Genomic DNA, 24,846 nt, shown 5'->3' with positions numbered 1-24,846 from the left:
CGGCGCGGTGGTGACCTTTGCGCAGGCGCAGGAGCGCGCCGAGGAGTGGATCAACGGGGACGTGCCCGCGTACCAGCACCGTGAGGTGCGTGTACGGGAGTTCGGGCTCGGGTTCGTGGTGTGGGCGGAGGACCGTGCGGCGGGTCCGGTGTCGGGGGGCGGGCGGCAGCGTCTGGTCATCGCGCGGGACAGCGGCGAGGTGACGTTGTGGCCGGGTCTGCCGGTGGGTGAGGTGATCCGCCGGTACGAGGAGGAGTACGGGGCGGCGGCCGTCCCGGTGGCGGAGGCCTCGGTGCCTCCGCCGCGGATCGACTCCGAGCAGACGTCTTTCATGCTCAGTCCGCCGGAGTGGTTGCAGGAGGCGGCGGACCGGGCGGGGATTCCCGGTGGTTCGCCGGGTCCGGCTGCGGGTCGGGCTGCGGGTCCGGCGGCCGGGGAGGCGGCGGAGGCCGGGCCCTCCGCGGCGGCGGAGCCCGTGGACGCGCCGGCTGCTCCGGCTCCGGCTGCGGTGGAGGCGGTGCCGCTGCGGCGCGGGGGTGAGATCCCGTACGAGCCGACCGCCAACGACGGGGTCCCGGCCGGGTCCACGCCGTGGGCCGGTACCGATGTGAACGCGAACGCGGACGACGCGTCCGTGCCGCTGCCGGCGACGGTGTTCGCGCCGCCCCTGTCGGGTTCGGACCTGGAGGACGCGCCGTCGCCCGGGGTGGCCCCGGAGGCGAAGACCACGCTGATGGCCGGGGGCAGTCAGCTCCCGAAGACGGCCGTGTCCCCGGCGCTCGGGCACGCTCCGGGCCCGGGCGGGGCTCCGGCTCCCGCTCCGGGTTCCCGTGCGGGGGACATCGCGGACGCGCCGACGAGCAAGGCCCAGGTCACTCCGCCGCGCGGCCTGCCGGGTTCCGCGGGGGGTTCCGGCGTGGAGCAGCGGCCGGGGACGCCTCCGGGCCCGCCCGGGGCTCCCGGTGCGCCCGGCGGCGGTGCGCACCATGCCGCGACCATGCTGGCCGGACCCGGTGTCCCGCAGCCGCCCGCGCCTCCCGGTGCGCCGGGTGTGCCGGGTGGTTCGGGTGCGGGTCAGCCGCCTGGTCCTCCTGGTCCGCCCGGTGCTCCGGGTGGGGGGCTGGACCATGCCGCGACGATGCTGGCGGGTCCGGCCGTGGTGGGTCGGCCGCCCGCGCCTCCTGGTCCGCCGGGTGTGCCGGGTGGTTCGGGTGCGGGTCAGCCGCCCGGTCCTCCTGGTCCGCCCGGTGCTCCGGGTGGGGGGCTGGACCATGCCGCGACGATGCTGGCGGGTCCCGCCGTGGTGGGTCGGCCGCCCGCGCCCCCCGGCCCGCCGGGGGCGCCCGGCGGCGGGGCGCACCATGCCGCGACCATGCTCGCGGGTCCCGGCGTACCCCAGCCTCCCGGTCCGCCCGGTGCTCCCGGAGCGCCCGGTGGGGGGCTCGACCACGCCGCGACGATGCTGGCGGGTCCGCCCGCGGGGCGTCCGCCCGGTCCTCCCGGTCCGCCGCCGGGCGGGCCCGTGGCGCCGGTGGCGCAGCCGCCCGTGCCGACGGGTGCGCCCACTGTGGGGCCGGGCTACCAGGCCGTGCTGCGCTACCGGGCTCCCGACGGCTCCGAGCAGCAGCTCATCCGCCGTTCGGCGCCGGGTACGCCGCATCCCGAGTGGCAGATCCTCCACGAGCTGCGGGCCATGAACGTGCCGCCGCAGCAGGTGCTGGAGCTGCACACGGAGCTGGAGTCGTGCGAGCTGCCCGGTGGGTACTGCGCCCGGATGATCAGGGAGACCTGGCCGCAGGTGCGGATCACCAGCGTGGCCCCGTACGGCAAGGACCATGCGGGCCGCCAGCAGGGCATGCGGCACCTGCTGACGCACCAGGGTGAGCTGCACCAGGTGGCGGACGGTCCGGCGCGCCCCGCGCCGGTACGGGCGCCCCTGCCGCAGGTCCAGCTGCAGCCGGCGATTCCGCTGGAGTCCATCGCGCAGGAGCTGGCGGGGGCGTTCGGCCCCCAGGGCGTGTTCCGTTTCGACCAGCGGGCGGTGTCCCGTCAGGGCGTGCCGGAGATCGTGGCGCAGACGCTGATGGTGTCGGGGCTGCCCGTCGATTTCGGGCCGTTCTTCTGGGCGCAGGCGGTGCCGGGTCAGCCGGTGCCGACGCTGGCCGAGATGGCGGCGCAGCGGCAGGTGCAGCCGGCGTCGGACGCGGGTTCGTACCTCGTGGTCGGCAGTGACTTCGGCAAGGCGCTCTGCGTGCAGTACGGGACCGCGCACATCGTGGCGGTACCGGTGGAGGGCGGTCCGGGCGGTGCGCCGGTGCCTCCGCAGTTCGTGAATTCGAGCCTGCCCCAGTTCGCGCGGTCCCTGGCGATGCTGGGTCACATGTGGCGGCTGCGTCAGCATCTGACGCCGGAGCAGGCGGGGCGCTGGACGGTCGATTTCCAGGCCAATCTGGCGGGGCTGGACACGGCGGCGCTGGCTTCGCCGGAGAACTGGTGGTCGGTGCTGCTGGAGCAGATGTGGGACGGACTGCTGTGATGTGCGGCTGATCGCATGATCAGTTGGATGGCCGGGTCGGGACCCCTCGTACGGGGTCCCGGCCCGGCCATTCCGGCTTCTGGGAGCAAATGACGCATCCTTGACAGGAATCCCCGCGAGAGAGGCGCTTCCAGGATGAGTGCACCCATTGCGACCGTGCGCGGCCGCGGCTACCGCACGGAAGAGGTCGACCGGTATCTCGCCCGGCTCTCCGGCAGTCGTGACGAGGCCTGGGAGCGTGTGGCGCGGCTGACCGTCCTGGCGAAGCAGATGGAGGAGGAGGCGGGGCGGCTGCGCGAGGCGGTGGCCGCGCTGGCCCCGCAGACGTACGACGAGCTGAGCGAGCGTGCCCGCCGGATCCTGCTGCTGGTGCAGGAGGAGGCGGACTCCGTACGGATGGAGGCGCGGGCGGACGCGGCCGCGACCCTGGGCGCCGCCGAGGCGCACGCGGACCGGGTGGCGGAGCTGGCGCGGGGTGACGCGGAGGCGGTGCGCGAGCAGACCGAGGTCCGGGCCCGGCAGGGGCTGCTGCGGGCGCAGCGGGAAGCGGACGACGCGCGTGCGGGGGCCCGGGAGGACGCGGCGGCCTGGCGGGCGCAGGCGCAGGCGACGCTGGCGGAGACCCGGCGGCGGGCGGAGGTGCTGCTGGCCGAGCGGGAGCAGGAGCAGGCGGAACGCTGGGAGGCGTCGGAGCGGGAGCTGGCGGCGCGGGAGGCGGAGCTGGAGGCGCGCCACGCGGAACTGGAGCAGTACGCGCAGGCGCGGCTGGCGGAGGCCCGCCGGGGCTTCGCGGAGGCCGAGGAGTCGGCCCGGCACGGCCAGGAGGACGCGGAGGCGCGGGCGGGCGAGCTGCTCGCGGCGGCCAGGGTGCAGGAGGAGCGGACCGGCCGGGAGACGGAGCGGGTCCTGCGGGAGCACGCGGAGTCCCAGGACGAGATGCGGGCGCACATGAACCACGTCCGCGCCAGCCTGGCGGCCCTGACGGGCCGTGCTCCTGCGGAGGGCTGAGCGAGTTCGGGCCCGGCTTCGGCTGTGCGGCTCCTGCGGAGGGCTGAGCGGGGTCCGGCTGGGGTCCGGTCGCGCGGGCTCTGCGGGGGCTGATCAGGGTTCGGCCCGGCTCCGGCTGCGGGCTCCGACGGGGGGCTGAGCGGGGTCCGGCTCGGCTTCGGCGGTGCGGCCTGTTGGTGCGCCGACACATCACGTTCCACGTCCCGGCCGACCCCGCCCCGTCCCCTCGGCTCCGGCTGCGCCGTGCTCCTGCGGAGGGCACCTCCCGGCGTCTCCGGGGAGGCCGGGATACGGGGGAAGGGCGGGGCGGGGGAGAGGAGCGGCTTCCCGCAGCCGCACCCGACGAGGTCGGTGCGCCCGCTGTCGTTCGCGGGCGATCAGGGCCACGTACGGGCCGCCGAGCAGCGGCAGACCGACCGAGGTCAGGGGGAGAGGGGGCCGTGCCCGCCCCGGAACCGGTGCGCGCCCCCGCCCGCGGTGAGCCCGTAGGCCGGCACCGTGAGGAGCAGCCGGAGGAGGATCACGGTCCAGGCCAGGGCCAGGGCCGTCGAGGTGGAGGGGCGGCCGTCGCGGCCGGTGACGAAGGCCGGGTTCCGGCGCAGCCGCAGGACGACGGTCCGGCCACGGCGGCCGGCAGCGCGGGCGCCGACCATGCGGAAACCGCGTCGTCCCCCCCCGGAGAAACGGTCCTGGGTCAGAGGGTCACCCATGGGCCGGGGTCATGAGGAGCCGCACCGCCGGGGGCGGTCATTCCCCCCGGTGCTCGGGCAGGACGGGAAACTTCCGGGGCGCCGTCAGCAGCAGGACCAGCAGCGCGGCCACGGCCGCACAGGTCGCACCGAGGAAGACGTGGTCCACGGCCGTGGCCACGGCGTCGCGCAGGTAGTCGGCGGCTGCCCGGGACAGTGCCCCCGGCCGTTCGAGTGCCTGGGCCACCTCGTCGAGGCTGTCGGGGAGTCCGGGTATGGGGGCGTGGGCGAGCCGGGCGGCGATGGTCGCGTTGGCGACGGCTCCGAAGAGGGCTGCCCCGACGCTCTGGCCGACCTGGCGGCAGAAGAGCACGGAGGCGGTGGTGGTGCCCCGTTCCGCCCAGCCCACGGTGGACTGCACCCCGATGATCAGCGGCAGCTGGAAGAGGCCGAGGGCGGCGCCGAGCAGCAGCATGACCAGGGCGGGCTGCCAGGGGCGGGCGGGGTGGGGGAGCAGGGTGAAGGAGAAGAGGATGACGGCGGCGAGGGAGATCCCGACGGCGGCGGTGTTGCGGAAGCCGATACGCCGGTAGACGTGCTGGCTGAGTGCGGCGCTGATGGGCCAGCTCAGCGTCATCACGGACATGACGAGTCCGGCGGCTATCGGGTCGAGGCCGAGTACGGACTGGGCGTACGTGGGCACGAACACCATGGGGGCGACCATGAGCAGCCCGAGGGCCCCCAGGGCCAGGTTGACGGCGGCGATGGTGCGCCGGCGCCAGACCCAGCCGGGCAGGATGGGTTCCTCGGCGCGGCGTTCCACCTGGACCACCCAGGCGGCCAGCAGTGCGCTCGCGCCCAGGAGTGCCAGGGAGGGCGCGGACAGCCAGGGCCAGGCGACCCCGCCCTGGACGAGGGCGAACAGCAGGACGCCGCCGCAGGCGAAGATCGAAAGGGCTCCGGCCCAGTCGACGGGGCCCCGGCGGCCGGGGGACCGTGCGGGTTCCTTCAGGTGGCGGGCCACCATCCACAGGGCGAGCCCGGCCAGCGGCAGGTTGACGAGGAAGATCCAGCGCCAGTGCGCGTAGGCGGCGAACAGCCCGCCGAGGGCCGGGCCGGCCACGGCCGCGGTGGCCCAGACCGAGGACATCCGGGCCTGTATCTTCGGGCGGTCCTTGAGCGGGTAGAGGTCGGCGGCCAGGGTCTGGACGGTGCCCTGGAGAGCGCCGCCGCCCAGGCCCTGGACGATCCGGAACGCGATGAGCGCGGCCATGTTCCAGGCGAGGGCGCACAGCAGGGAGCCGAAGAGGAAGAGCGCGATGCCGAAGAGGAGTACGGGTTTGCGGCCGAGGGTGTCGGACAGCTTGCCGTAGACGGGCAGGCTGACGGTGACGGCCAGGAGGTAGCCGGAGAACAGCCAGGAGAAGACGGAGAACCCGCCGAGGTCGCCCACGATCTGCGGGACGGCGGTGGCGACGATCGTGCTGTCCAGGGCGACCAGGGCCATGCCCAGCATCAGGGAGGCGACCACGGCGCCCGGCGGCCGTCCGGTGCCGGGGGCCTCGCCGGGCGTCCGCGGCGCCGGGCCGGGGGCGCCGGAGCCCACCGCGGACGCCCCGTCCGGAGCGCTGCCGCCGCTCTCCCCTGAGGTCACCGAGATTCCTTCCCCCTGCACGTAACTGCGGGGAACACCTTCTCACCACGGGTCCGCCGGGCGGTATCCCCCAGGTCCCCTCCCCCGGAAGGTGGAGAACCCCTAGGGGCTGCTCCGCATTTGGGGCCAGGGGTCTTTCGTTCCGGCGGAGGAGGTGGGGGGTGCGGCCAGGTCCTTAACTGGTTCCTACGGGCGGGGCACCCAGGGGGGTGGGGTTAACCCCCGGGTGGATACGGCGATGAGCACCAGGGCGCCGGGCATCCCCGGCCAGCAGACTCCATGACGGCGACGTACGGGCACGACCGTGCCCGTGGCGCACGCGGCGCACGCACACGAACGAGGGGAAACACCGTGACAACGGCTATGACCGAGACCAGGCACGGGGGCACTGGTGGCCATGAAGCCGTCGCGGCCCGGGCGCGGAAGGTCGTGAAGGCCTACGGGTCCGGCGAGACGCGCGTCGTCGCCCTGGACGCGGTGGACGTGGACATCCGGCGCGGCCAGTTCACCGCGATCATGGGCCCGTCGGGCTCGGGCAAGTCCACGCTGATGCACTGCCTGGCCGGCCTGGACACGGTGACGAGCGGGCAGATCCACCTGGACGACACCGAGATCACCGGGCTGAAGGACAAGAAGCTCACGCAGCTGCGGCGCGACCGGATCGGTTTCATCTTCCAGGCCTTCAACCTGCTGCCCACGCTGAACGCCCTGGAGAACATCACGCTCCCCATGGACATCGCGGGCCGCAAGCCCGACAAGGAGTGGCTGGACCGGGTGGTGGAGACCGTCGGTCTCGCGGGGCGCCTCAAGCACCGCCCGACGGAGCTTTCCGGCGGCCAGCAGCAGCGTGTGGCGGTCGCCCGCGCGCTCGCGGCGCGCCCGCAGATCATCTTCGGGGACGAGCCGACCGGAAACCTCGACTCCCGGGCCGGTGCCGAGGTCCTCGGCTTCCTGCGCCGCTCGGTGGACGAGCTCGGCCAGACCATCGTGATGGTCACCCACGACCCGGTCGCCGCCTCCTACGCGGACCGCGTGATCTTCCTCGCGGACGGCCGGATCGTCGACGAGATGCTGAACCCCACCGCGGACCAGGTCCTGGACCGGATGAAGGACTTCGACGCGCGCGGACGGACCTCATGAGCAACATGGTCCTGAAGACCTCGCGGCGCAACTTCGTCGCGCACAAGGGGCGGATGGCGCTCTCCGCCGTCGCCGTCATGCTCTCCGTCGCGTTCGTCTGCGGCACGCTGGTGTTCACCGACACCATGAACACCACCTTCGACAAGCTGTTCGCCGTAACCAGCTCCGACGTGACCCTCAGCCCGAAGGAGGCGAAGAGCGGCGAGGAGGTCCCGCAGAGCGGCCGGCCCGAGTCGCTGGACGGCTCCGTCGTGGCGAAGGCCGCCGGCGCCGAGGGCGTCGAGAGCGCCGAGGGCGCCGTCGTGTCGATGTCCGTGACGGTGGTCAACGCCAAGAACGAGAACATGGGCTCGACCACCGGCGCCCCGACCATCGCGGGCAACTGGAGCGACAACGAGCTCAAGTCCATGAAGATCACCGCCGGTCACGCGCCGCGCGGGCCCACCGAGGTGATGGTCGACGCCGACACCGCGAAGAAGCACCACCTCGCCCTCGGTGACGAACTGCGCACCATCGCCATCACCGGCGACATCCGCGCCCGGATCACCGGTATCGCCACCTTCACCGTCACCAACCCGGGTGCGGCCGTCGTCTACTTCGACACCGCCACCGCGCAGCACCGGCTGCTCGGCGATCCGGGTGCGTTCACGCACGTCAACATCACCGCCAAGGACGGGGTGAGCGACGAGCAGCTCAAGCAGCACGTCGCCACCGCCGTCGGCGCCGACGCGTACAAGCTGCAGACCGCCAAGGAGGCCGCGGACGCCAACCGCAAGGACGTCGGCTCCTTCCTGAAGGTGATGAAGTACGTGATGCTCGGCTTCGCCGGGATCGCCTTCCTCGTCGGCATCTTCCTGATCTTCAACACCTTCTCGATGCTGGTGGCCCAGCGGACCCGTGAGATCGGTCTGATGCGTGCCATCGGCGCCGACAGCGGCCAGGTCCTCAAGTCCGTCGTCCTGGAGGCCTACCTCCTCGGCTTCGTCGGTTCGGTCCTCGGCGTCGGTGCAGGCATCGGGCTGGCCGTCGGACTCATGGAACTCATGGGCCAGATGGGCATGCACCTGTCCACCGACGACCTGACCGTCGCCTGGACCACCCCGGTCACCGGGCTGCTGCTCGGCATCAAGGTCACCGCCATCGCCGCCTACGTCCCGGCCCGCCGGGCCGGCAAGGTCTCCCCGATGGCGGCGCTGCGCGAGTCCGGCACCCCCGGCGACAAGAAGGCCGGCGCCGTCCGCGCCGTCCTCGGCCTGGTCCTCACCGGCATCGGCGCCGCGGGGCTCTTCCTCGCCGTGACCGCGGAGGAGGCCGGCCCCGGATCGCTGTGGCTGGGCCTGGGCGTGGTCTTCACCCTGATCGGCTTCATCGTGATCGGCCCGCTGCTGGCCGCGGGCGTCGTGCGGGTGCTCTCCGGGGCCGTCCTGCGCCCCTTCGGGCCGGTGGGCCGGCTCGCCGAGCGCAACGCCCTGCGCAACCCGCGCCGCACCGGTGCCACCGCCGCCGCGCTGATGATCGGCCTCGCCCTGGTCGCCTGCCTGTCGGTGGTCGGCTCCTCCATGGTGGCCTCCGCCACCGACGAACTCGACAAGTCGGTCGGCGCGGACTACATCGTCAACTCCATGACCGGGCAGCCGGTCCTGCCCCAGGCCGAGCAGGCCCTGCGCGCCACCCCCGGCCTGGACCACGTCACCGCCTACCGCGAGGTCGAGGCCAAGATCACCGCGCCCGACGGCACCACCCTGGAAGGGGAGGGCCTCGGCGCCACCGACCCGACGTACGCCAAGGACATCCGGCGCAAGATGGTCGCCGGCGAGCACGCGGCGGCGTACGGCAAGGACTCCATGTCGGTGGGATCGCAGTACGCCACCGAGCGCGGGATCAAGCTCGGCGACGAGCTGACGGTCGCCTTCACGGGCGGCAGTACCGTCAAGCTGAAGGTCGCGGCGATCACCAGCGACGAGGGCAACCTCGACAAGGGCATGAAGTACATCAGCACCGCCGTCGCCGAGGCGAACGTCCCGGCCGAGCGGATGCCGCGCCCCTTCATGCTGCTGGCCACCGCGGCGGACGGGCAGTCCGACGCCGCCGCGTACAAGGGGGTCAAGGCGGCGCTCGCCGAGTACCCGCAGTACAAGGTGCTCAACCAGGCCGACTACAAGCAGGCGCTGAAGGACCAGGTCGGCCAGCTGCTGAACATGGTCTACGGGCTCCTCGGCCTCGCCATCGTCGTCGCGGTCCTCGGTGTCGTGAACACCCTCGCCCTGTCGGTGGTCGAGCGGACCCGCGAGATCGGCCTGATGCGCGCCATCGGCCTCTCCCGCCGCCAGCTGCGCCGCATGATCCGCCTGGAGTCGGTGGTCATCGCCCTCTTCGGCGCCCTCCTCGGGCTCGGGTTGGGCATGGGCTGGGGGGCCGCCGCCCAGCAGCTGCTGGCGCTGGAGGGCCTGAAGGTGCTGGAGATCCCGTGGCCGACGATCCTCGGGGTGTTCGCCGCCTCGGCCCTCGTGGGCCTGTTCGCCGCACTGGTCCCGGCCTTCCGGGCAGGGCGGATGAACGTACTGAACGCGATCGCGAGCGAGTAACGACCGCCGCGGTCGTACGGGGGGACCCACGGGGGCAACGGGGGACCCACGGGGGAACCAACGGGGGAGGGCGCCGGCCCCGGACCGTCCGAGAGGGCGGTCCGGGGCCGGCGTCGTTCACCGCCGGCGGATCAGCACGACCCCTTCGGCCCGGCCCACGAGTTCCCACCGGCGGCCGGGGTGCAGCTGGGCGGCGTAGGCGGTCGGGTCCTCGCCGGCCCACGCGGAGGAGTTGTCGATGGTGATCCAGTCGGGTACCTCGCCGCGGCTGCCGCCGATCCAGAACACGCGGCAGCGGGAGGTGAGCCGGGTCAGCGGGCCGGTGTCGGCCTCCACGGTCGCCCCGTCGGGGATCCGGTCCAGGAGCCGCTCGATGGCCACGACCCGGTCCGGCTTCGCGTACGTACCGGCCCGCCCGAGCTTCTCGGTCGGCAGGGCCGTCGCGCTGAGGGCGAGGCCGGCGGCGAGCACGGCGGTGGGCAGCTGGAGGGCGTACGCGCGCAGCCAGGGCCGATCGCCCCGCCGGACGGTGTCGATGGCGTCGACGAGGGCGAGGGTCACGACGGGCATGAGGACGGCGCTGTAGTGCCAGTCGGTGGACCAGTAGTGGTCGTCCCCGGACAGGAACCGCCAGCCCAGGGTGGGGGCGGCGACCAGCAGCAGCGGGGAGCGCAGTGCGAGCAGCCCGGAGGTGGGGACGAGCACCCACCCCAGGGTGGTGAGCTTGGTGCCGATGCCGTCGAGCGGCCCCGCGCCGTCGATCTTGTCCCAGTAGCCGTACCCGTCGGCGGCGAAGGCCGGGACGATGACGGTGAAGACGAGGACGGCGAAGACCGAGGCCCCCACGGCGACGGCGACGGCGCCCCAGGCGGCCCGCCGGTCGGTCGGCCGCGCCCGCCAGGCCACCACCACGGCCAGGGCCGCGAGCGTGAAACCGAGATCCTCCTTGACGAACAGCAGCGGCAGCCCCCACAGCAGGGCGGCCCGCCAGCGCCGGGCGAGCAGCGCCTCCAGGGCGAAGGCGAGCAGCGGCACGGCGAAGGCGATCTCGTGGAAGTCGAACTCCACGGCCCGCTGGACCCCCCACGAGAGCCCGTACGCCACCCCCAGCGCGACGCCCCGGGCCCGGCCCAGCAGCCGTGCGGCCGCCCGGGTGACGGGGACGGCGGAGAGCGCGAACAGTGCGGCCTGGGCGACGAGCAGCGTCAGGGGCCCGGGGAAGACCCGGTAGAGGGGGGCGATCAGTGCGATGACCGGGCTGAAGTGGTCCCCGAGGATGTTGGTGCCGGGGCCCTTCAGGTCGGCCACGGGCTCCTGGAGGTGCGCGTAGGCCCGGATGGCCTGCTCGAAGATCCCCAGGTCCCAGGAGGCCCACTCCATGCGGCGGAAGCGCCCGACGGACAGGACGAGGTAGACGAGGAACAGTCCGGCCGCCACCGCATAGGGCCCGGGCCACGGAAACCGCCCCTGCCGTGCCGCGGGCGGGGCCGCGGGGGCAGGGCGGGTTATCGCATCGCTCGTCACGGTGGTCTGGCTCCTCGTCCGGGCGGGCGTGAACTCCTGCGGACGCGGCGCGGCGAGCTCAGACGGTCAGTACGTCCACATCGTAGAGCGGGACGAACGTGTCGCGCGTGACGAAGGCCGGCCCGTCGGACCGGGCCCGGGCGGCGGCATCCGGTCGAAGGTCCCGGTGGTGGAAGGGGAGCCGGCCCCCTGGTGCCGTGGAGGGCGGCGAGGGACGCGGCCGCAGCCGGCGGTCCCGGGCCCGCCCGGGCAGGTCTCCTTCACCCCTACGGGGACCGCTATCCCCCGCGCGGGGGCCGCGGGCGCGTCGTAGGGTGGGAAGCCCCCGGCCCGTGAGACGCGTCGGGTCCTTCGCGTTGCCCTCCACGCCCCTCGCGGCGCCCTCACCGGACGGAAAGCCCCCTTCATGAGCCTGCACGGACTGCTCGACGCCGTCACCCGGGACCCCGCGCTCGCCGAGGCGGTCACCGCGGCCGGGGACGGCAACCGGATGCACGTGGACCTGGTCGGCCCGCCCGCCGCACGGCCCCTCGCGATCGCGGCGCTGGCCCGGGAGACCGGCCGGACCGTGCTCGCGGTCACCGCCACCGGACGTGAGGCCGAGGACCTGGCGGCCGCGCTGCGCTCGTTCCTGCCGCCCGACGAAGTGGTGGACTACCCGTCCTGGGAGACGCTCCCGCACGAGCGGCTCAGCCCGCGCAGCGACACCGTCGGCCGCCGGATCGCCGTACTGCGCCGGCTCGTGCACCCCTCCGGGGACGATCCCGCCGCCGGACCCGTGTCCGTCGTGGTCGCCCCCATCCGGTCCGTGCTGCAGCCGCAGGTCAAGGGGCTCGGGGAGCTCGTACCCGTGAGCCTGCGGCAGGGGCAGAGCACCGACCTCGGCGAGATCACCCAGGCGCTGGCCGCCGCCGCGTACGCCCGCGTCGAGCTGGTCGAGAAGCGCGGCGAGTTCGCCGTGCGCGGCGGCATCCTCGACGTGTTCCCGCCGACCGAGGAACACCCGCTGCGCGTCGAGTTCTGGGGCGACGAGGTCGAGGAGATCCGCTACTTCAAGGTCGCCGACCAGCGGTCCCTGGAGATCGCCGAGCACGGTCTGTGGGCCCCGCCCTGCCGCGAGCTGCTGCTGACCGACGAGGTGCGCGAGCGGGCCGCGGCCCTCGCCGAGCAGCACCCCGAACTCGGCGAGCTGCTGAACAAGATCGCGGAGGGGATCGCGGTGGAGGGCATGGAGTCCCTCGCCCCGGTCCTGGTCGACGACATGGAGCTGCTGATCGACGTGCTGCCCGCCGGGGCGATGGCCGTCGTCTGCGACCCCGAGCGGGTCCGTACCCGGGCCTCGGACCTGGTGGCGACGAGCCAGGAGTTCCTGATGGCCTCCTGGGCGGCCACCGCCGGCGGCGGCGAGGCCCCCATCGACGTCGGTGCGGCCTCGCTGCGCGGGATCGCCGACGTACGCGACCGGGCCCGCGAGCTGAACATGATGTGGTGGTCGGTCTCCCCGTTCGCCGCGGACGAGACCGCCGGCGGCGACACCCTCAAGCTCGGCATGCACGCCCCCGAGGCCTACCGCGGCGACACCGCCCGGGCCCTGGCCGACACCAAGGGCTGGATCTCCGACGGCTGGCACACCGTCTACCTGACCGAGGGACACGGCCCGGCCGCCCGCACGGTGGAGGTGCTCGGCGGCGAGGGCATCCCCGCCCGGCTGGAGGCGGACCTGCGCACCCTGGAGCCGAGCCTGGTCCACGTGGCGTGCGGCTCCCTCGACAACGGCTTCGTCGACCCGGCCCTGCGCCTGGCGGTCCTCACCGAGACCGACCTGACCGGGCAGCGCACCGCGACCAAGGACCTCGGCCGGATGCCGACCCGGCGCCGCAAGACCATCGACCCGCTGACCCTGGAGGCCGGCGACTACATCGTCCACGAGCAGCACGGCGTCGGCCGCTACGTCGAGATGGTGCAGCGCACCGTCCAGGGCGCCACCCGCGAGTACCTGCTCGTCGAGTACGCCCCCGCCAAGCGCGGCCAGCCCGGCGACCGGCTCTACATCCCCACCGACCAGCTGGAGCAGGTCACCAAGTACGTGGGCGGCGAGGCCCCGACCCTGCACCGGCTCGGCGGCGCCGACTGGACCAAGACCAAGGCGCGCGCGAAGAAGGCCGTCAAGGAGATCGCCGCCGACCTCATCAAGCTGTACAGCGCGCGCATGGCGGCCCCCGGGCACACCTTCGGCCCGGACACCCCCTGGCAGCGCGAGCTGGAGGACGCCTTCCCGTACGCGGAGACGCCCGACCAGCTCACCACCATCGCCGAGGTCAAGGAGGACATGGAGAAGTCGGTCCCGATGGACCGGCTGATCTGCGGCGACGTCGGTTACGGAAAGACCGAGATCGCGGTCCGCGCCGCCTTCAAGGCGGTGCAGGACGGCAAGCAGGTGGCCGTGCTCGTCCCCACCACGCTGCTCGTGCAGCAGCACTTCGGGACCTTCTCCGAGCGCTACAGCCAGTTCCCGGTGAAGGTGAAGGCGCTGTCCCGCTTCCAGGGCGAGAGCGAGTCCAAGGCCACCCTGGAGGGGCTGCGGGAGGGCTCGGTGGACATCGTCATCGGCACCCACCGGCTCTTCTCCCAGGAGACGAAGTTCAAGGACCTGGGCCTGGTCATCGTCGACGAGGAGCAGCGGTTCGGCGTGGAGCACAAGGAGCAGCTCAAGAAGCTCCGCGCCAACGTGGACGTGCTCACGATGTCCGCGACCCCGATCCCGCGCACCCTGGAGATGGCGGTGACCGGCATCCGCGAGATGTCGACGATCACCACCCCGCCGGAGGAGCGGCACCCGGTGCTCACCTTCGTCGGCCCGTACGAGGAGAAGCAGATCGGCGCGGCGGTCCGGCGGGAACTGCTGCGCGAGGGCCAGTGCTTCTACATCCACAACCGGGTCGAGTCCATCGACCGGGCGGCCGCCAAGCTGCGCGAGATCGTGCCCGAGGCGCGGATCGCGACCGCCCACGGCCAGATGTCGGAGCAGGCGCTGGAGCAGGTCGTGGTGGACTTCTGGGAGAAGAAGTTCGACGTGCTGGTCTCCACGACGATCGTGGAGTCGGGCATCGACATCTCCAACGCCAACACCCTGATCGTGGAGCGCGGCGACAACTTCGGCCTCTCCCAGCTGCACCAGCTGCGCGGCCGGGTCGGCCGCGGGCGCGAGCGCGGGTACGCCTACTTCTTGTACCCCCCGGAGAAGCCGCTGACCGAGACCGCGCACGAGCGGCTCGCGACGATCGCCCAGCACACCGAGATGGGCGCCGGCATGTACGTGGCGATGAAGGACCTGGAGATCCGCGGAGCGGGCAACCTGCTCGGCGGCGAGCAGTCCGGTCACATCGCGGGGGTCGGCTTCGACCTGTACATCCGCATGGTCGGCGAGGCCGTGGCCGACTACCGGGCGGCCGTGGAAGGCGGGGTGGAGGAGGAGCCGCCGCTGGAGGTCAAGATCGAGCTGCCGGTCGACGCGCACGTCCCGCACGACTACGCACCGGGCGAGCGGCTGCGCCTGCAGGCCTACCGGTCCATCGCCTCCGCCAACTCGGAGGAGGACGTCAAGGCCGTCCGGGAGGAGCTCACCGACCGCTACGGCAAGCTGCCGGAGCCGGTGGAGAACCTGCTGCTGGTGGCCGGGCTGCGGATGCTCGCCCGGGCCTGCGGGGTCGGCGACATCACCCTGCAGGGTCCCAACATCCGTTTCGGCCCGGTGGAGTTGCGCGAGTCGCAGGAGCTTCGCCTCAAGCGGCTCTACCCGGGTGCGGTGCTCAAGCCCGCGACCTCGCAGGTGCTGATCCCGCGGCCGAAGACGGCCAGGGTCGGCGGGAAGCCGCTGGTCGGGCGGGAACTGCTGGCCTGGACCGGGGAGTTCCTCGCCACGATCCTCGGTTCGTGACGCTCCCCGGTCGCTGACGGCCGCGGTGGGAAGCCCGGACGGGCTTCCCACCGCGGCCGCCGGTCCGGGCTCAGGCGGCCTCGCCGGGGACGCCGCCGCCCTGCTTCGACAGGTCCAGCACGTCGGCGTCCTTCGGGGAGGTGGTGTCGACGGGCTTGCCGTAGTCGGAGAAGAGGATCTCCCCGTCGCTGTCCCCGAACACCGTGGACTTCAGCAGGTACGGCGTGCCCTGGGTGGCCACGCAGTCCACCGCGGTGCCCTGCCGGACCGGTGAGGTGATGGTGATCGCCGGGGTGCCGTCGACCACCGTCGCCGCGCCCTTGCGGGCCAGCGGGCTGGCCTTGCCCGTGCCGCCCGTCAGCTTGTCCAGGTCGCAGCTGGTGGTCATGGCGGCGGCGCGCGGGTCGGAGGTCGGCACCTTCACCCAGCGGTCGGCGAGGGTCGCCACCATCTGGTCGGTCTGCTTGCGCGGGGCGTTCTCCATCTTGGCCGCCCCCCGCCAGTAGGCGGCGTCGCCCTTGAAGTGGATGAGGTCGGGGGACTTGATGACGGTCAGCGCACCCATGCCGTCGAGCCGGATCACGCCGTTGCAGCTGCCCTTCTTGTCGAGGGAGAGGTCGATCTCCATCGGCTTGCCCTCCTCGGTGACCTTGGCCTTCACGTGGACCGACTCGGCCTTGCTCGTGGCCTCGTGGGACCGGGTGAGGATCTCGGCCGCGGACAGGTCGGAGAAGTCGCCCGGGCCGCCGGCCCGCGCGGAGGCCGAGGCCGAAGGCGCGGGCGTCCCGGCCGTCGCCCCCGCCGAGGCGCGGGCCGCACTGCCGATCTCCGCGGCCTTGTCCCCGCCGCCGACGGGCGCACAGGCGCTCAGGGCGCACAGGGCCGTTGTGGCGAGCGCCGTCACGGCGATCGTTCGACTACGCATGGACCATTCCCCCCTGGAACAACGTCAGCCCACGAGCCTAGCCGCCAGCGCCGTTCGCGCGCGCGGGGGTTGCCTCCCGGAGCGCCGCCCGCCCCGACGCGGATGCGTGTGAACCGAGTCAATCGTATGGGGCGGATGGACGGGAGTTCACGCTGTGAAGCGGTCTCTCGTATGTGTACGGGTATGCTCCCCGGCATGTCCGAGGAGACCGGCGCCGCGAACGCCGCAGCCAGCGCCGGGGTGGGTACGCCGGCCGGTACCGCGCCGATCACCGCGCCGATCCCGGCGCAGGCCCCCGCGGCGCCCCCCGGGGCGACCGTCCCGGCCGGCGCCGCGGCGGGCGCAGCCGGTACCGCGCCGACCGCCGCCGGCGCCGTGGTCACCGCGGCCGAGGTGGCCCGCCTGGCCGGGGTCGGCCGCGCCGCCGTGAGCAACTGGCGCCGCCGCCACGCCGATTTCCCCCGGCCCGTCGGCGGCACCGGGACCAGCCCCTCCTTCTCCCTGCCCGAGGTGGAGCACTGGCTGCGGGGCCAGGGCAAGCTCCCCGAGGTCCCGTTGCGCGAGCGGGTCTGGCAGCAGGTCGCCGCCCATCCCGCAGGGGCCGCCGCCGCACTGGTGGCGGTGGGCGGAGCCCTCCTCGTCGTCCGGGACCGGCCCACCGACTGGCTGGAGCTGAGCGCCGTCTCCGACGAACGGATGGCCCTCCTGCTGCGCCCCGTCCTCGACCAGGTGGTCGGCGCGCGCCTCGGACCCGGCCACCCCCTCGCCGCCGCCCCGGTCCCGCCCTCGGCCGTCCCCCTGCTGCGCGCCGCCGCCGGACTGGCCGCCGGACTCGGCGCCCGCAAGACCTTCGAGTTCCTGCTCGGCCGCCACCTCGACGCCGGTCCCCGGCAGTACACCCGCACCCCGGACGGCCTCGCCGAGCTGATGGCCGCCCTCGCCGGACCGGCCGCCCGCACCGTCCTCGACCCCGCCTGCGGCACCGGCACCCTGTTGCGGGCCGTCCCCGCCGCCACCGACCTCCGCGCCCAGGACTCCTCGCCCGAACTCGCCGCCCTCGCCGCCCTGCGGCTGGCCCTGCACGGCTCCGCCCGGATCCGCGCCGCCGCCGCCGACAGCCTGCGCGCCGACGCCTTCGCCGGGCTCGGCGTCGACGCCGTCCTCAGCCACCCGCCGTTCAACGAACGCAACTGGGGCCACGAGGAACTGGCCTACGACCCGCGCTGGGAGTACGGCCTCCCGGCCCGCGCCGAATCCGAACTCGCCTGGGTCCAGCACGCCCTGGCCCACCTCCGCGAAGGCGGCACCGCCGTCCTGCTCCTGCCGCCCGCCGTCGCCGCCCGCCGCTCCGGCCGGCGCATCCGCGCCGACCTGCTGCGCCGCGGCGCCCTGCGGGCCGTCGTCGCGCTCCCGGCCGGCACGGCCCCGCCGTACGGGGTCCCGCTGCACCTGTGGGTGCTGCGCCGGCCCGCCCCGCAGGCGGCGCCCCCGGCCGGGCTGCTGCTGATCGACAGCACCGGCGCGGCCTCCGCCGCAGCCGGCGCGGGGCCCACCGCCGAGGGCCGCCCCCGGACCCGGTGGTCCGCCGTGCACCGCGCGGTGCAGGAGACCTGGGCCGCGTACGACCGCACGGGCACGGTCGAGGAGGTCCCGGGCGTCAGCCGCCTGGTGCCCGTCATCGAACTCCTCGACGACGATGTGGACCTCACCCCCGCCCGCCACCTGCCGCCCCCCGCAGCGGGCGGCGGACCCGCCGGGCTGAGCGCCGTACGGGAACGGCTCGACGCGAGCCTCGCCCGGGCGGCCCGGCTCACCCCGCTGCCCGCCACCCCCGCGGACCCCGGCGCCGCTGCCGCACCCGCGGGCGCGGCAGCCGCCCGGCCGCCGCTCGTCACCGTCGCCGAACTCCTGCGCGCCGGAGCGCTGGTACTGCACACCGGCACCGGCAGCGGGACCGGAACGGCGCCCGTCCTCACCGAACAGGACGTGTACGCCGCCACCGGACCCTCCGGCACCCTGACCGCCGCCTCCGGCGAGCCCGTGCTCACCGCCCCCGGAGACGTCCTCGTCCCCGTCGCCGGCGGCTCCGCCCTCACCCGCGTCGTCTGCGCGTCCACCGCGGGCGCGGTGCCCGGCCGGGGCCTGGCCCTGCTGCGCCCCGACCCGGCCGCGCTCGACCCGTGGTTCCTGGCCGGATTCCTGCGCGGCACCGCCAACAACCGCCGCGCCAGCAGCCACGCCTCCACCACCAGCCGGCTCGACGTACGCCGCCTCCAGCTGCCCCGGCTGCCGCTGCCCGAGCAGCAGCGCTACGGTGTCCGCTTCCGCGCGCTCGCCGAGTTCGAGGACGCGCTGCGGCTCGCGGGACGGCTCGGGGAGCAGCTCGTCCAGGGCCTCTACGACGGTCTGTCGGACGGCACGGTCCGGCCGGAATGAGCTGCTGTGCGGCGACCGTGCAACGGTTGGGGCCATCCCCTCACCGGCTGCCGGTAAGCCTGTATACGCTCAGACCCGAAAATCCTTCCCGCACGGCCCGTCAGGAGCAGCGATGCACGGCCCCGGCCTCCCGCCGCAGCACGGTCACCAGCCCAGCACCGGGGGCGTGGTGGCACTGCGCGTGCTGTTCATGCTGCTGCCCATCCTGAGCTGCGGCTTCCTGGCCTGGGGGACGATGCTGCGGCTCGCGCTGGTCACCCGCAAGACGCACGACTGGGTGCTGACGCTGTTCAGCGGTGCGCTCGGCGTGGCCTGGCTCGTCCTGATCGGGATGGACCCGACGGAGGACACCAGCGGCTGGCAGGGCAACCTCGGTGCGGGCGGCTCGCTCTTCACCGGTGTCGCGATCTGCGTGTACTTCCTCGTGGCCGACATCAAGCACTACGAGAACAAGCGCACGGCGCCGCCCGCCCACTGGTACCCGGCGCAGCAGCCCGCACCGTACGTGGCCCCGCAGCCCCGGCCGCAGACGCCGGTCCAGGGCTACGGGTACCCGCAGGCCCAGCACCACACGCCGGCCCCGGCCCCGGCGCAGCCTCCCCTGCCGCCGCAGCAGGCCACCCCGCCGCCGCGCATCGGACAGGTCCGTGCCGAACTCGACGAGCTCAGTGAGCTGCTGCGCAACCAGCCGCCCCGCGACCAGGACGGGAACCGGTGACCGACCGCCTCATCGGGGACCGCTACCAGCTGGCGACCGTCCTGGGCCAGGGCGGCATGGGCCAGGTCTGGACCGCCTACGACCGCCGCCTGGACCGCCGGGTCGCCGTCAAACTGCTGCGCCCCGACAAGGTCGCCGGCCCCGGCACCGTCGCCGAGGAGCTGCGCCGCCGCTTCGTGCGCGAGTGCCGGGTCACCGCCCAGGTGGACCACCCCGGGCTGGTCACCGTGCACGACGCGGGCAGCGACGGCGACGAGCTCTACCTCGTCATGGGCTACGTCGAGGGCGCCGACCTGGCCGACCACCTCGCCGAGCACGACCCGTACCCCTGGCCGTGGGCGGTCGCGATCGCCGCGCAGCTGTGCGCGGTGCTGTCGGCCGTGCACGCGGTGCCGATCGTCCACCGCGACCTGAAGCCGCGCAACGTGATGGTCCGCCCTGATGGCACCGTCCTGGTCCTGGACCTCGGCGTGGCCTCGGTGATGGACACCGACACCACCCGCCTCACCAGCACCGGTTCACCGATCGGCAGCCCGGCGTACATGGCCCCCGAGCAGGCCATGGGCGGGGCGGTGGGCCCGTACACCGACCTGTACGCGCTCGGCGTGCTCCTCCACGAACTCCTCAGCGGCAACGTGCCCTTCGCCGGATCCACCGCCCTCGGCGTCCTGCACCGCCACCTGTACGAGCCGCCGCTCCCGGTCCGCCGGCTGCGCCCGGAGGTCCCGGCCGAGCTGGAGGCGCTCCTGCTGCGGCTCCTCGCCAAGGACCCGCAGGACCGGCCCGGCTCCGCGCAGGAGGTGTACGAGGCGCTGTACCCGCTGCTGCCGGCCCGCGGCAGCGCCGCCCCGGCCGGACCGCTCGACCCGACCCGTCCCTTCCTGCGCCCCCAGGCCCCCTGGCCGGACCGGGCCGCGGTCATCCCGCCGCAGCCCACCATGCCTCCGTCGCCGCCGAAGCCGGACATCCCGGGCGCCGTCGACGAGGCGCGCACGCTCCTGGACCAGGGCCGCCTGACCCAGGCCGTGGACATCCTCGGCGGCATCCTCCCGGCGGCGGCCGCCGAGCACGGCGAGCACTCCCCGGTGGTCCGCTCGCTGCGCAAGCAGTACGCCGCCACGCTGATGGACGACGGCCAGTACCGCCGGGCCCTGCCCGAACTGCGGCGTCTCGCCGACGAGTTCCCGGCGGGCGACCCGCAGTCGCTGCGTTTCCGCTACGACTCGGCGCAGTGCCTGGAACAACTCGGCGAACCGGCCGCCGCCCTCGCGGAGTACCGCTCGCTGCTGCCGCTCTTCGAGAACCACTACGCCAACCCGGACCCCGGTCTCCCGCTGGAGGTCCGCCGCCGCATAGCGCACCTGCTGCTCTCCCTCGGCGACCGCCCGGCCGCCCACGACACCCTGGCCCGGCTGCTGTTCGACGCCGAACGGCTGCACGGTCCGGCGCACCCCTTCCCGGCCGAGATCCGCCGCACCCTGCAGTGGCTGGGTCAGGTGCGCTGACGCCTCCTGACTGCGCTGCCCAGCAGGACGGCGAGGGCCGCCCCGGCGGCTACCGCGCCCGGGAGCAGGCCCGGCGGGCGGAAGACGCAGGCGAGGCGCGGGGTGCGGCCGTCCAGCGGGAGCGCGACCAGGCCCAGGTGCGCCGCGGCGGGGCGGCCGTTGCAGCTCCACCCCGCGATCGCGGGGACCGACAGGACCGCCGTGCCCGTCGCGCCCGGCGGCAGCTCGGCCCGGACCTCGGAGGTGCCCACCCGCAGGGAGGTCGCCGCCGAGGAGCGCAGGGCGGCCACCGCCGCGTCGAGCCGCACCCGGTCGAGGCAGGACATGGTCCACCGCGGGGGCGGGGCCGCGTCGAAGACCAGGGCCGAGGACGGCCCCCGGGAGACGCCCATCGGCTGGAGGGCCGCGCGGTTGCGGGGCGGGCTGCCGTTCAGCCGGAAGGCGGCGCCGTCGCCGAGACGGGCGGTCGCGTCGTACTCAGGTGCCCACAGGTAGGCCTCCGTGCCCGCGCGGCAGGCCCCGGGGGCGACCGGGTCCTCGTACACGCGGGCGCCCAGCAGCAGCTCCTGGTTGGCGAACGGCGAGTCCCCGTAGGCCGGGACCGGACCCGGCGGGCGGACGGTGACCAGCGGCGGGACCTCGGCCCGGGCCACCGTCCCGTCGGGCCGCAGCCGGGCGCCGACCGCGAAGACGGCGTCCGTCACCGGGTTGTCGAGGCTCTGGACGCTGCGTCCGCGCGAGGTCCAGCCCGCCCCCAGGGCCACCATCGTGCGGGTGAACACCGCGGGGGTGTGGCTGCTGTAGTACGAGCCGCCCTCCCCGCCCAGCAGCAGCGGGTCGTTGCCCGACAGCGCCGGCCGGCCCGGGTCGGTGCGGTACGCGGGCCAGCCCCGGGCCGCCGCCAGGGCCCCGGCGCGCGCGGTGTGGGCCGCACCCCAGGAGGGGTAGTCGTCGAGGCCGTCCAGTTTGCCCCGGTGCCCGTACGCGCCGGTCGCCGCCGCCTGCACCACCAGCACCAGCGCCAGCGCGGCGGCCGCGGGGAGCACGGGGGCGCGCCGGTGCAGCGCCCGCCAGGCCGCGGCGGCGGCGACCAGCCCGCCGCAGAACAGGACGTACGCCGGGGCCGTGGCCAGGGTGCTGCCGTGCGCCCACCAGGCGGCCACCACGAGCAGGCCCGCGCCCGCCGCCAGCGCCCGTACCCCCGGCGGTCCGGCGGCCGGTGCGGTCCAGGCGGCGATCACCGCGATGCCGGCCAGGACGAAGGTCTGCCGGTACGGGCTGCCGTTCGGCGTGGCGAAGAGGTGCCAGGCCAGGTGGGCCGGCTCCCACTGGAGGGAGAGCGCGACGGCCGCGGTCAGACCCGTCCACCACAGCCGGGTGCGTACCGGCACGGCCCGGTGGAAGGGCAGCGCGGCCAGCATCAGCAGGGTCCCGGTGGAGACGAAGACGGCGGGGGAGGAGAAGGAGTACGTCCCCGGCAGCAGCCGCGCGAACAGGTCCGCCCACGGCACCGGCCGGAACTCCTTGACCCACCCCGGGTAGGCCTGTCCGGAGCTGAGGAAGAGCGGAACCAGGACGGGCGCCGCGAGCGCGATGCCGAGGACGGCGGTCCCGGCGGCCCGGCCGGCGACCCGCAGCCGGGCCACCGCGCCCTCCCGGGTCAAGGCCACCCGGACCAGCAGCACCAGCACCGCGCCCAGGGTCGCCATGTAGGCGGTGTAGAAGTTCGCCGTCCAGCACACGGCGACCACCAGCACCCCCGCCACCGGCCGCCGTCCCCGCAGGACCCATTCGCCCGTCAGGCACAGCAGGGGGAAGGCGATCAGTCCGTCCAGCCACATCGGGTTGTAGGAGGCCTCGACCACCGACCACCCGCACAGCGCGTACGAGGCCCCCAGCAGCCCCGCCGCCCAGCAGGGCCCGCGCCGCTGGGTCCGCAGCAGCCAGGCCATGGCGGCCGCCGCGGCGGCCGTCTTCAGCACGGTGACGACGTACACCGCCAGGTCCGCGTCCGCCCGCGGAAAGAGGGCGACGAGCACCGCGAACGGGCTGGCCAGGTAGGTCCCCAGGTCCGGCAGGAAGCTGGTGCCGTACCCGGACTGCCAGTTGAACAGCAGCCCGCCCGCCGCACGGCCGTGCAGGAGGTCCCACAGATGGGCGTGGAACGGGACGAACTGGTTGCCGAGGTCGTTGACACTGCGGTGGCGCGGTCCGTACGGGAAGACGCGGGCAGCGGCGTCCCCGGCGCACACGGCCGCCGCCGTGACCAGGGCCGCGAGCGCCGAGCCGGACAGGCTCCGGCGGCGCGGCGAGCGGTGCGGTGTCGACATGGTGGGGAGACCCTGGCAGTACCGGGGGTCCGAAGGATGGCCGGCAGGTGAACGCGAACCCCGACACCCCGGGAATCGTTGGTCGAACCGGTGGCCCGGACCACCCCGACCTCATACCATCGATCACCGCACGGCCTTGTGCAAGAACGCACAATCTCCCGGCCCTGGAGGCTCCTTTGCACCGTCGCACAGCGCTCTCCGTCTCCGCCGCCCTGCTCGTGGCGGCGCCCCTCCTGTCCGCGTGCTCGGGCGAGGCCCGCCCCGGCACCGCGGCCGTCGTCGGTGGTGAACGGATCACCACCTCCGCCCTCCAGGCCCAGGTCAACGACGTCCGCGCCGCCCAGAACCGTACCGGTGGGGCGGCCGCCGAACTCATCGCGAGCACCCCCAACCTGGAGCGGCAGAAACTCGACGCGATCCTGCAGAGCCGCGTCATCGACAAGATGGCCGAGACGGCCGGGATCACGGCCACCGAGAAGGAGATCGAGGACGAGCGCAAGGCGTACGTCGACGAGAACCAGGGCGCCGAGCAGTTCGAGGCCCTGCTCCTGCAGAAGGGGGCCATCGCCCCCGGCCAGGCCGAACGGTTCCTCACGAACCAGGTGCTGCTCACCAAGCTGACGGCCAAGTACGGCAACGGAAAGCTGGAGGAGCCCGCCCGGGCCGCCGCGAAGGCCCTGGACATCGAGGTCAACCCGCGTTACGGGGCCTGGGACGTCCAGCAGATCAAGCTCGGGGCCGGCGAGACCCCCTGGATCACCCAGCGGACCGCACCGGAGCAGGCGCCCCCCGCCGGAGCCTGACACGGGTGGCCGGGGGTAGGTTCGGAGGGTGAACGACCACGCACCCGCCGGGCCCACCGGCCGCATCGTCCTGCTGACCACCAGCCACCGGGTCGCCCCCGGGGTGCTGTCCTGGCCCGCGTGGCAGACCCTGCACGCCGCGGACCGGGTGCTGTGCGCCGACCCGGGCCACCCGCAGCTGCCGTACCTGCGCGAGGCGGGCATCGAGGTGGTCCAGGAGAGCCCGGACGCGCACGCGCTGGTCGACGCCTGCGCGGGCGGCCGGACCGTCGTGGTGCTGCCCGGCGGGGAGGGCGACCAGCGGCTGACCGACGGGCTGGCCCGGCTGGCCGGCTCGGGGCGGGTCGCGATGCCCGACCTGGAACTCCTGCCCGGCTCCTACGACCTGCCGGGCGCCCGCATGCTCGACCTCGTCCAGGTGATGGACCGGGTCCGGCGGGAGTGCCCCTGGACCTCGCAGCAGACCCACCGGGGCCTGGCCAAGTACGCGATCGAGGAGGCGTACGAGCTGGTCGAGGCCATCGAGGACGGGAACCGGGAGGAACTGCGCGAGGAGCTGGGGGACGTGCTCCTCCAGGTGGTCTTCCACGCCCGCATCGCGCAGGAGGGCGCCGGGGACGGCGAGGACGAGGCGGAGGCCTTCTCCCTCGACGACGTGGCGGGGGCCCTCGTGGAGAAGCTGATCCACCGCCACCCGCACGTCTTCGGCGACGCGCAGGCCGACACCCCCGAGGACGTCCACGCGCACTGGCAGCGCACCAAGGCGGTCGAGAAGCAGCGGGAGTCGCTCACCGACGGCATCCCGCTGGGCCAGCCCGGTCTGGCGCTGGCGGCCAAGCTCGCCGGGCGGGTCCGCGCGGGCGGGGTGGCCGTGGAACTGCCCCGCGGCGAGGGCATCGGCTACGAGCTGCTGGCCCTGGCCGCGCGCGCCGAGGCGGAGGGGACCGACCCCGAGACGGCCCTGCGCGCCGCGGCCCGCGCCTACCGGGACGCGATCCGGGCCGCCGAGGGCGTCGCACCGCGGAGCTGACGGGCCCGGGCCGGCCGGGACGGACC

Annotated in this window: 15 protein-coding genes; 10 read left to right on the top strand and 5 right to left on the bottom strand. The window is 74.4% G+C overall.

What is annotated here, in order from left to right:
* Positions 1-7 precede the first annotated feature (7 nt).
* Positions 8-2,536 carry an SUKH-4 family immunity protein gene (locus tag ACFWUZ_RS05540; RefSeq protein ID WP_384367503.1) on the top strand — a complete coding sequence of 843 codons (2,529 nt, stop codon included), beginning with the start codon at positions 8-10 and terminating at the stop codon, positions 2,534-2,536.
* Positions 2,537-2,671: 135 nt separating this feature from the next.
* Positions 2,672-3,544, top strand: a complete 873-nt coding sequence (locus ACFWUZ_RS05535) for a cellulose-binding protein (protein WP_384367500.1) — start codon at positions 2,672-2,674, stop codon at positions 3,542-3,544.
* A gap of 422 nt (positions 3,545-3,966) precedes the next feature.
* On the opposite strand, the gene ACFWUZ_RS05530 is transcribed toward ACFWUZ_RS05535, so the two are convergent.
* Both ACFWUZ_RS05530 and ACFWUZ_RS05525 read right to left on the bottom strand, forming a co-directional pair.
* Positions 3,967-4,197 (bottom strand): hypothetical protein, encoded by a 231-nt coding sequence (locus ACFWUZ_RS05530; protein WP_384367497.1) that lies wholly within the window; start codon positions 4,195-4,197, stop codon positions 3,967-3,969.
* Positions 4,198-4,291: 94 nt separating this feature from the next.
* The gene (locus ACFWUZ_RS05525) at positions 4,292-5,887 is read right to left on the bottom strand and encodes an MFS transporter (protein WP_384367494.1); all 1,596 of its coding nucleotides are present in this window, start codon (positions 5,885-5,887) and stop codon (positions 4,292-4,294) included.
* Between the two features lie 363 nt (positions 5,888-6,250).
* Here ACFWUZ_RS05525 and ACFWUZ_RS05520 point away from each other — a divergent pair, with 363 nt between their 5' ends.
* Positions 6,251-7,027: an ABC transporter ATP-binding protein gene (locus tag ACFWUZ_RS05520; protein WP_384367491.1), complete on the top strand. Its 777-nt coding sequence runs from the start codon at positions 6,251-6,253 to the stop codon at positions 7,025-7,027.
* Positions 7,024-9,612 carry an ABC transporter permease gene (locus ACFWUZ_RS05515; RefSeq protein ID WP_384367488.1) on the top strand — a complete coding sequence of 863 codons (2,589 nt, stop codon included), beginning with the start codon at positions 7,024-7,026 and terminating at the stop codon, positions 9,610-9,612. The genes ACFWUZ_RS05520 and ACFWUZ_RS05515 overlap by 4 nt, the downstream gene beginning before the upstream one ends.
* Before the next feature lie 117 nt (positions 9,613-9,729).
* On the opposite strand, the gene ACFWUZ_RS05510 is transcribed toward ACFWUZ_RS05515, so the two are convergent.
* Positions 9,730-11,136 (bottom strand): DUF2079 domain-containing protein, encoded by a 1,407-nt coding sequence (locus ACFWUZ_RS05510; RefSeq protein WP_384367485.1) that lies wholly within the window; start codon positions 11,134-11,136, stop codon positions 9,730-9,732.
* A 406-nt stretch (positions 11,137-11,542) separates the two neighbouring features.
* Here ACFWUZ_RS05510 and mfd point away from each other — a divergent pair, with 406 nt between their 5' ends.
* The gene (gene mfd, locus ACFWUZ_RS05505; protein WP_384367482.1) at positions 11,543-15,073 is read left to right on the top strand and encodes a transcription-repair coupling factor; all 3,531 of its coding nucleotides are present in this window, start codon (positions 11,543-11,545) and stop codon (positions 15,071-15,073) included.
* Between the two features lie 70 nt (positions 15,074-15,143).
* Here mfd and ACFWUZ_RS05500 read toward each other — a convergent pair whose 3' ends face one another.
* Positions 15,144-15,998: a hypothetical protein gene (locus tag ACFWUZ_RS05500; protein WP_384367479.1), complete on the bottom strand. Its 855-nt coding sequence runs from the start codon at positions 15,996-15,998 to the stop codon at positions 15,144-15,146.
* A 195-nt stretch (positions 15,999-16,193) separates the two neighbouring features.
* Here ACFWUZ_RS05500 and ACFWUZ_RS05495 point away from each other — a divergent pair, with 195 nt between their 5' ends.
* From ACFWUZ_RS05495 to ACFWUZ_RS05485, 3 genes are all read left to right on the top strand, one after another.
* Complete coding sequence (locus tag ACFWUZ_RS05495; protein WP_384367476.1) at positions 16,194-18,434, top strand: N-6 DNA methylase; 2,241 nt, start codon at positions 16,194-16,196, stop codon at positions 18,432-18,434.
* A gap of 112 nt (positions 18,435-18,546) precedes the next feature.
* Complete coding sequence (locus ACFWUZ_RS05490) at positions 18,547-19,152, top strand: hypothetical protein (protein ID WP_384367474.1); 606 nt, start codon at positions 18,547-18,549, stop codon at positions 19,150-19,152.
* The gene (locus ACFWUZ_RS05485) at positions 19,149-20,657 is read left to right on the top strand and encodes a protein kinase (protein WP_384367471.1); all 1,509 of its coding nucleotides are present in this window, start codon (positions 19,149-19,151) and stop codon (positions 20,655-20,657) included. Before ACFWUZ_RS05490 ends, ACFWUZ_RS05485 begins: the two co-directional genes overlap by 4 nt.
* Here the strand turns inward: ACFWUZ_RS05485 and ACFWUZ_RS05480 are convergent.
* Positions 20,645-22,987, bottom strand: coding sequence for a YfhO family protein (locus ACFWUZ_RS05480; protein WP_384367468.1), 2,343 nt, complete (start codon positions 22,985-22,987; stop codon positions 20,645-20,647). The genes ACFWUZ_RS05485 and ACFWUZ_RS05480 overlap by 13 nt on opposite strands.
* Before the next feature lie 176 nt (positions 22,988-23,163).
* Between ACFWUZ_RS05480 and ACFWUZ_RS05475 the strand changes: the two genes are divergently transcribed.
* Positions 23,164-23,790, top strand: coding sequence for a SurA N-terminal domain-containing protein (locus ACFWUZ_RS05475; RefSeq protein ID WP_384367465.1), 627 nt, complete (start codon positions 23,164-23,166; stop codon positions 23,788-23,790).
* 28 nt (positions 23,791-23,818) lie between these two features.
* Positions 23,819-24,820, top strand: a complete 1,002-nt coding sequence (locus tag ACFWUZ_RS05470; protein WP_384367463.1) for a nucleoside triphosphate pyrophosphohydrolase — start codon at positions 23,819-23,821, stop codon at positions 24,818-24,820.
* Positions 24,821-24,846: the final 26 nt, after the last annotated feature.

This window comes from Streptomyces sp. NPDC058646, assembly GCF_042716875.1.
GTDB lineage: Bacteria > Actinomycetota > Actinomycetes > Streptomycetales > Streptomycetaceae > Streptomyces.
The sequence above is the reverse complement of the archived record's forward strand: the minus strand, read 5'-3'. Positions and strand labels throughout refer to the sequence as shown.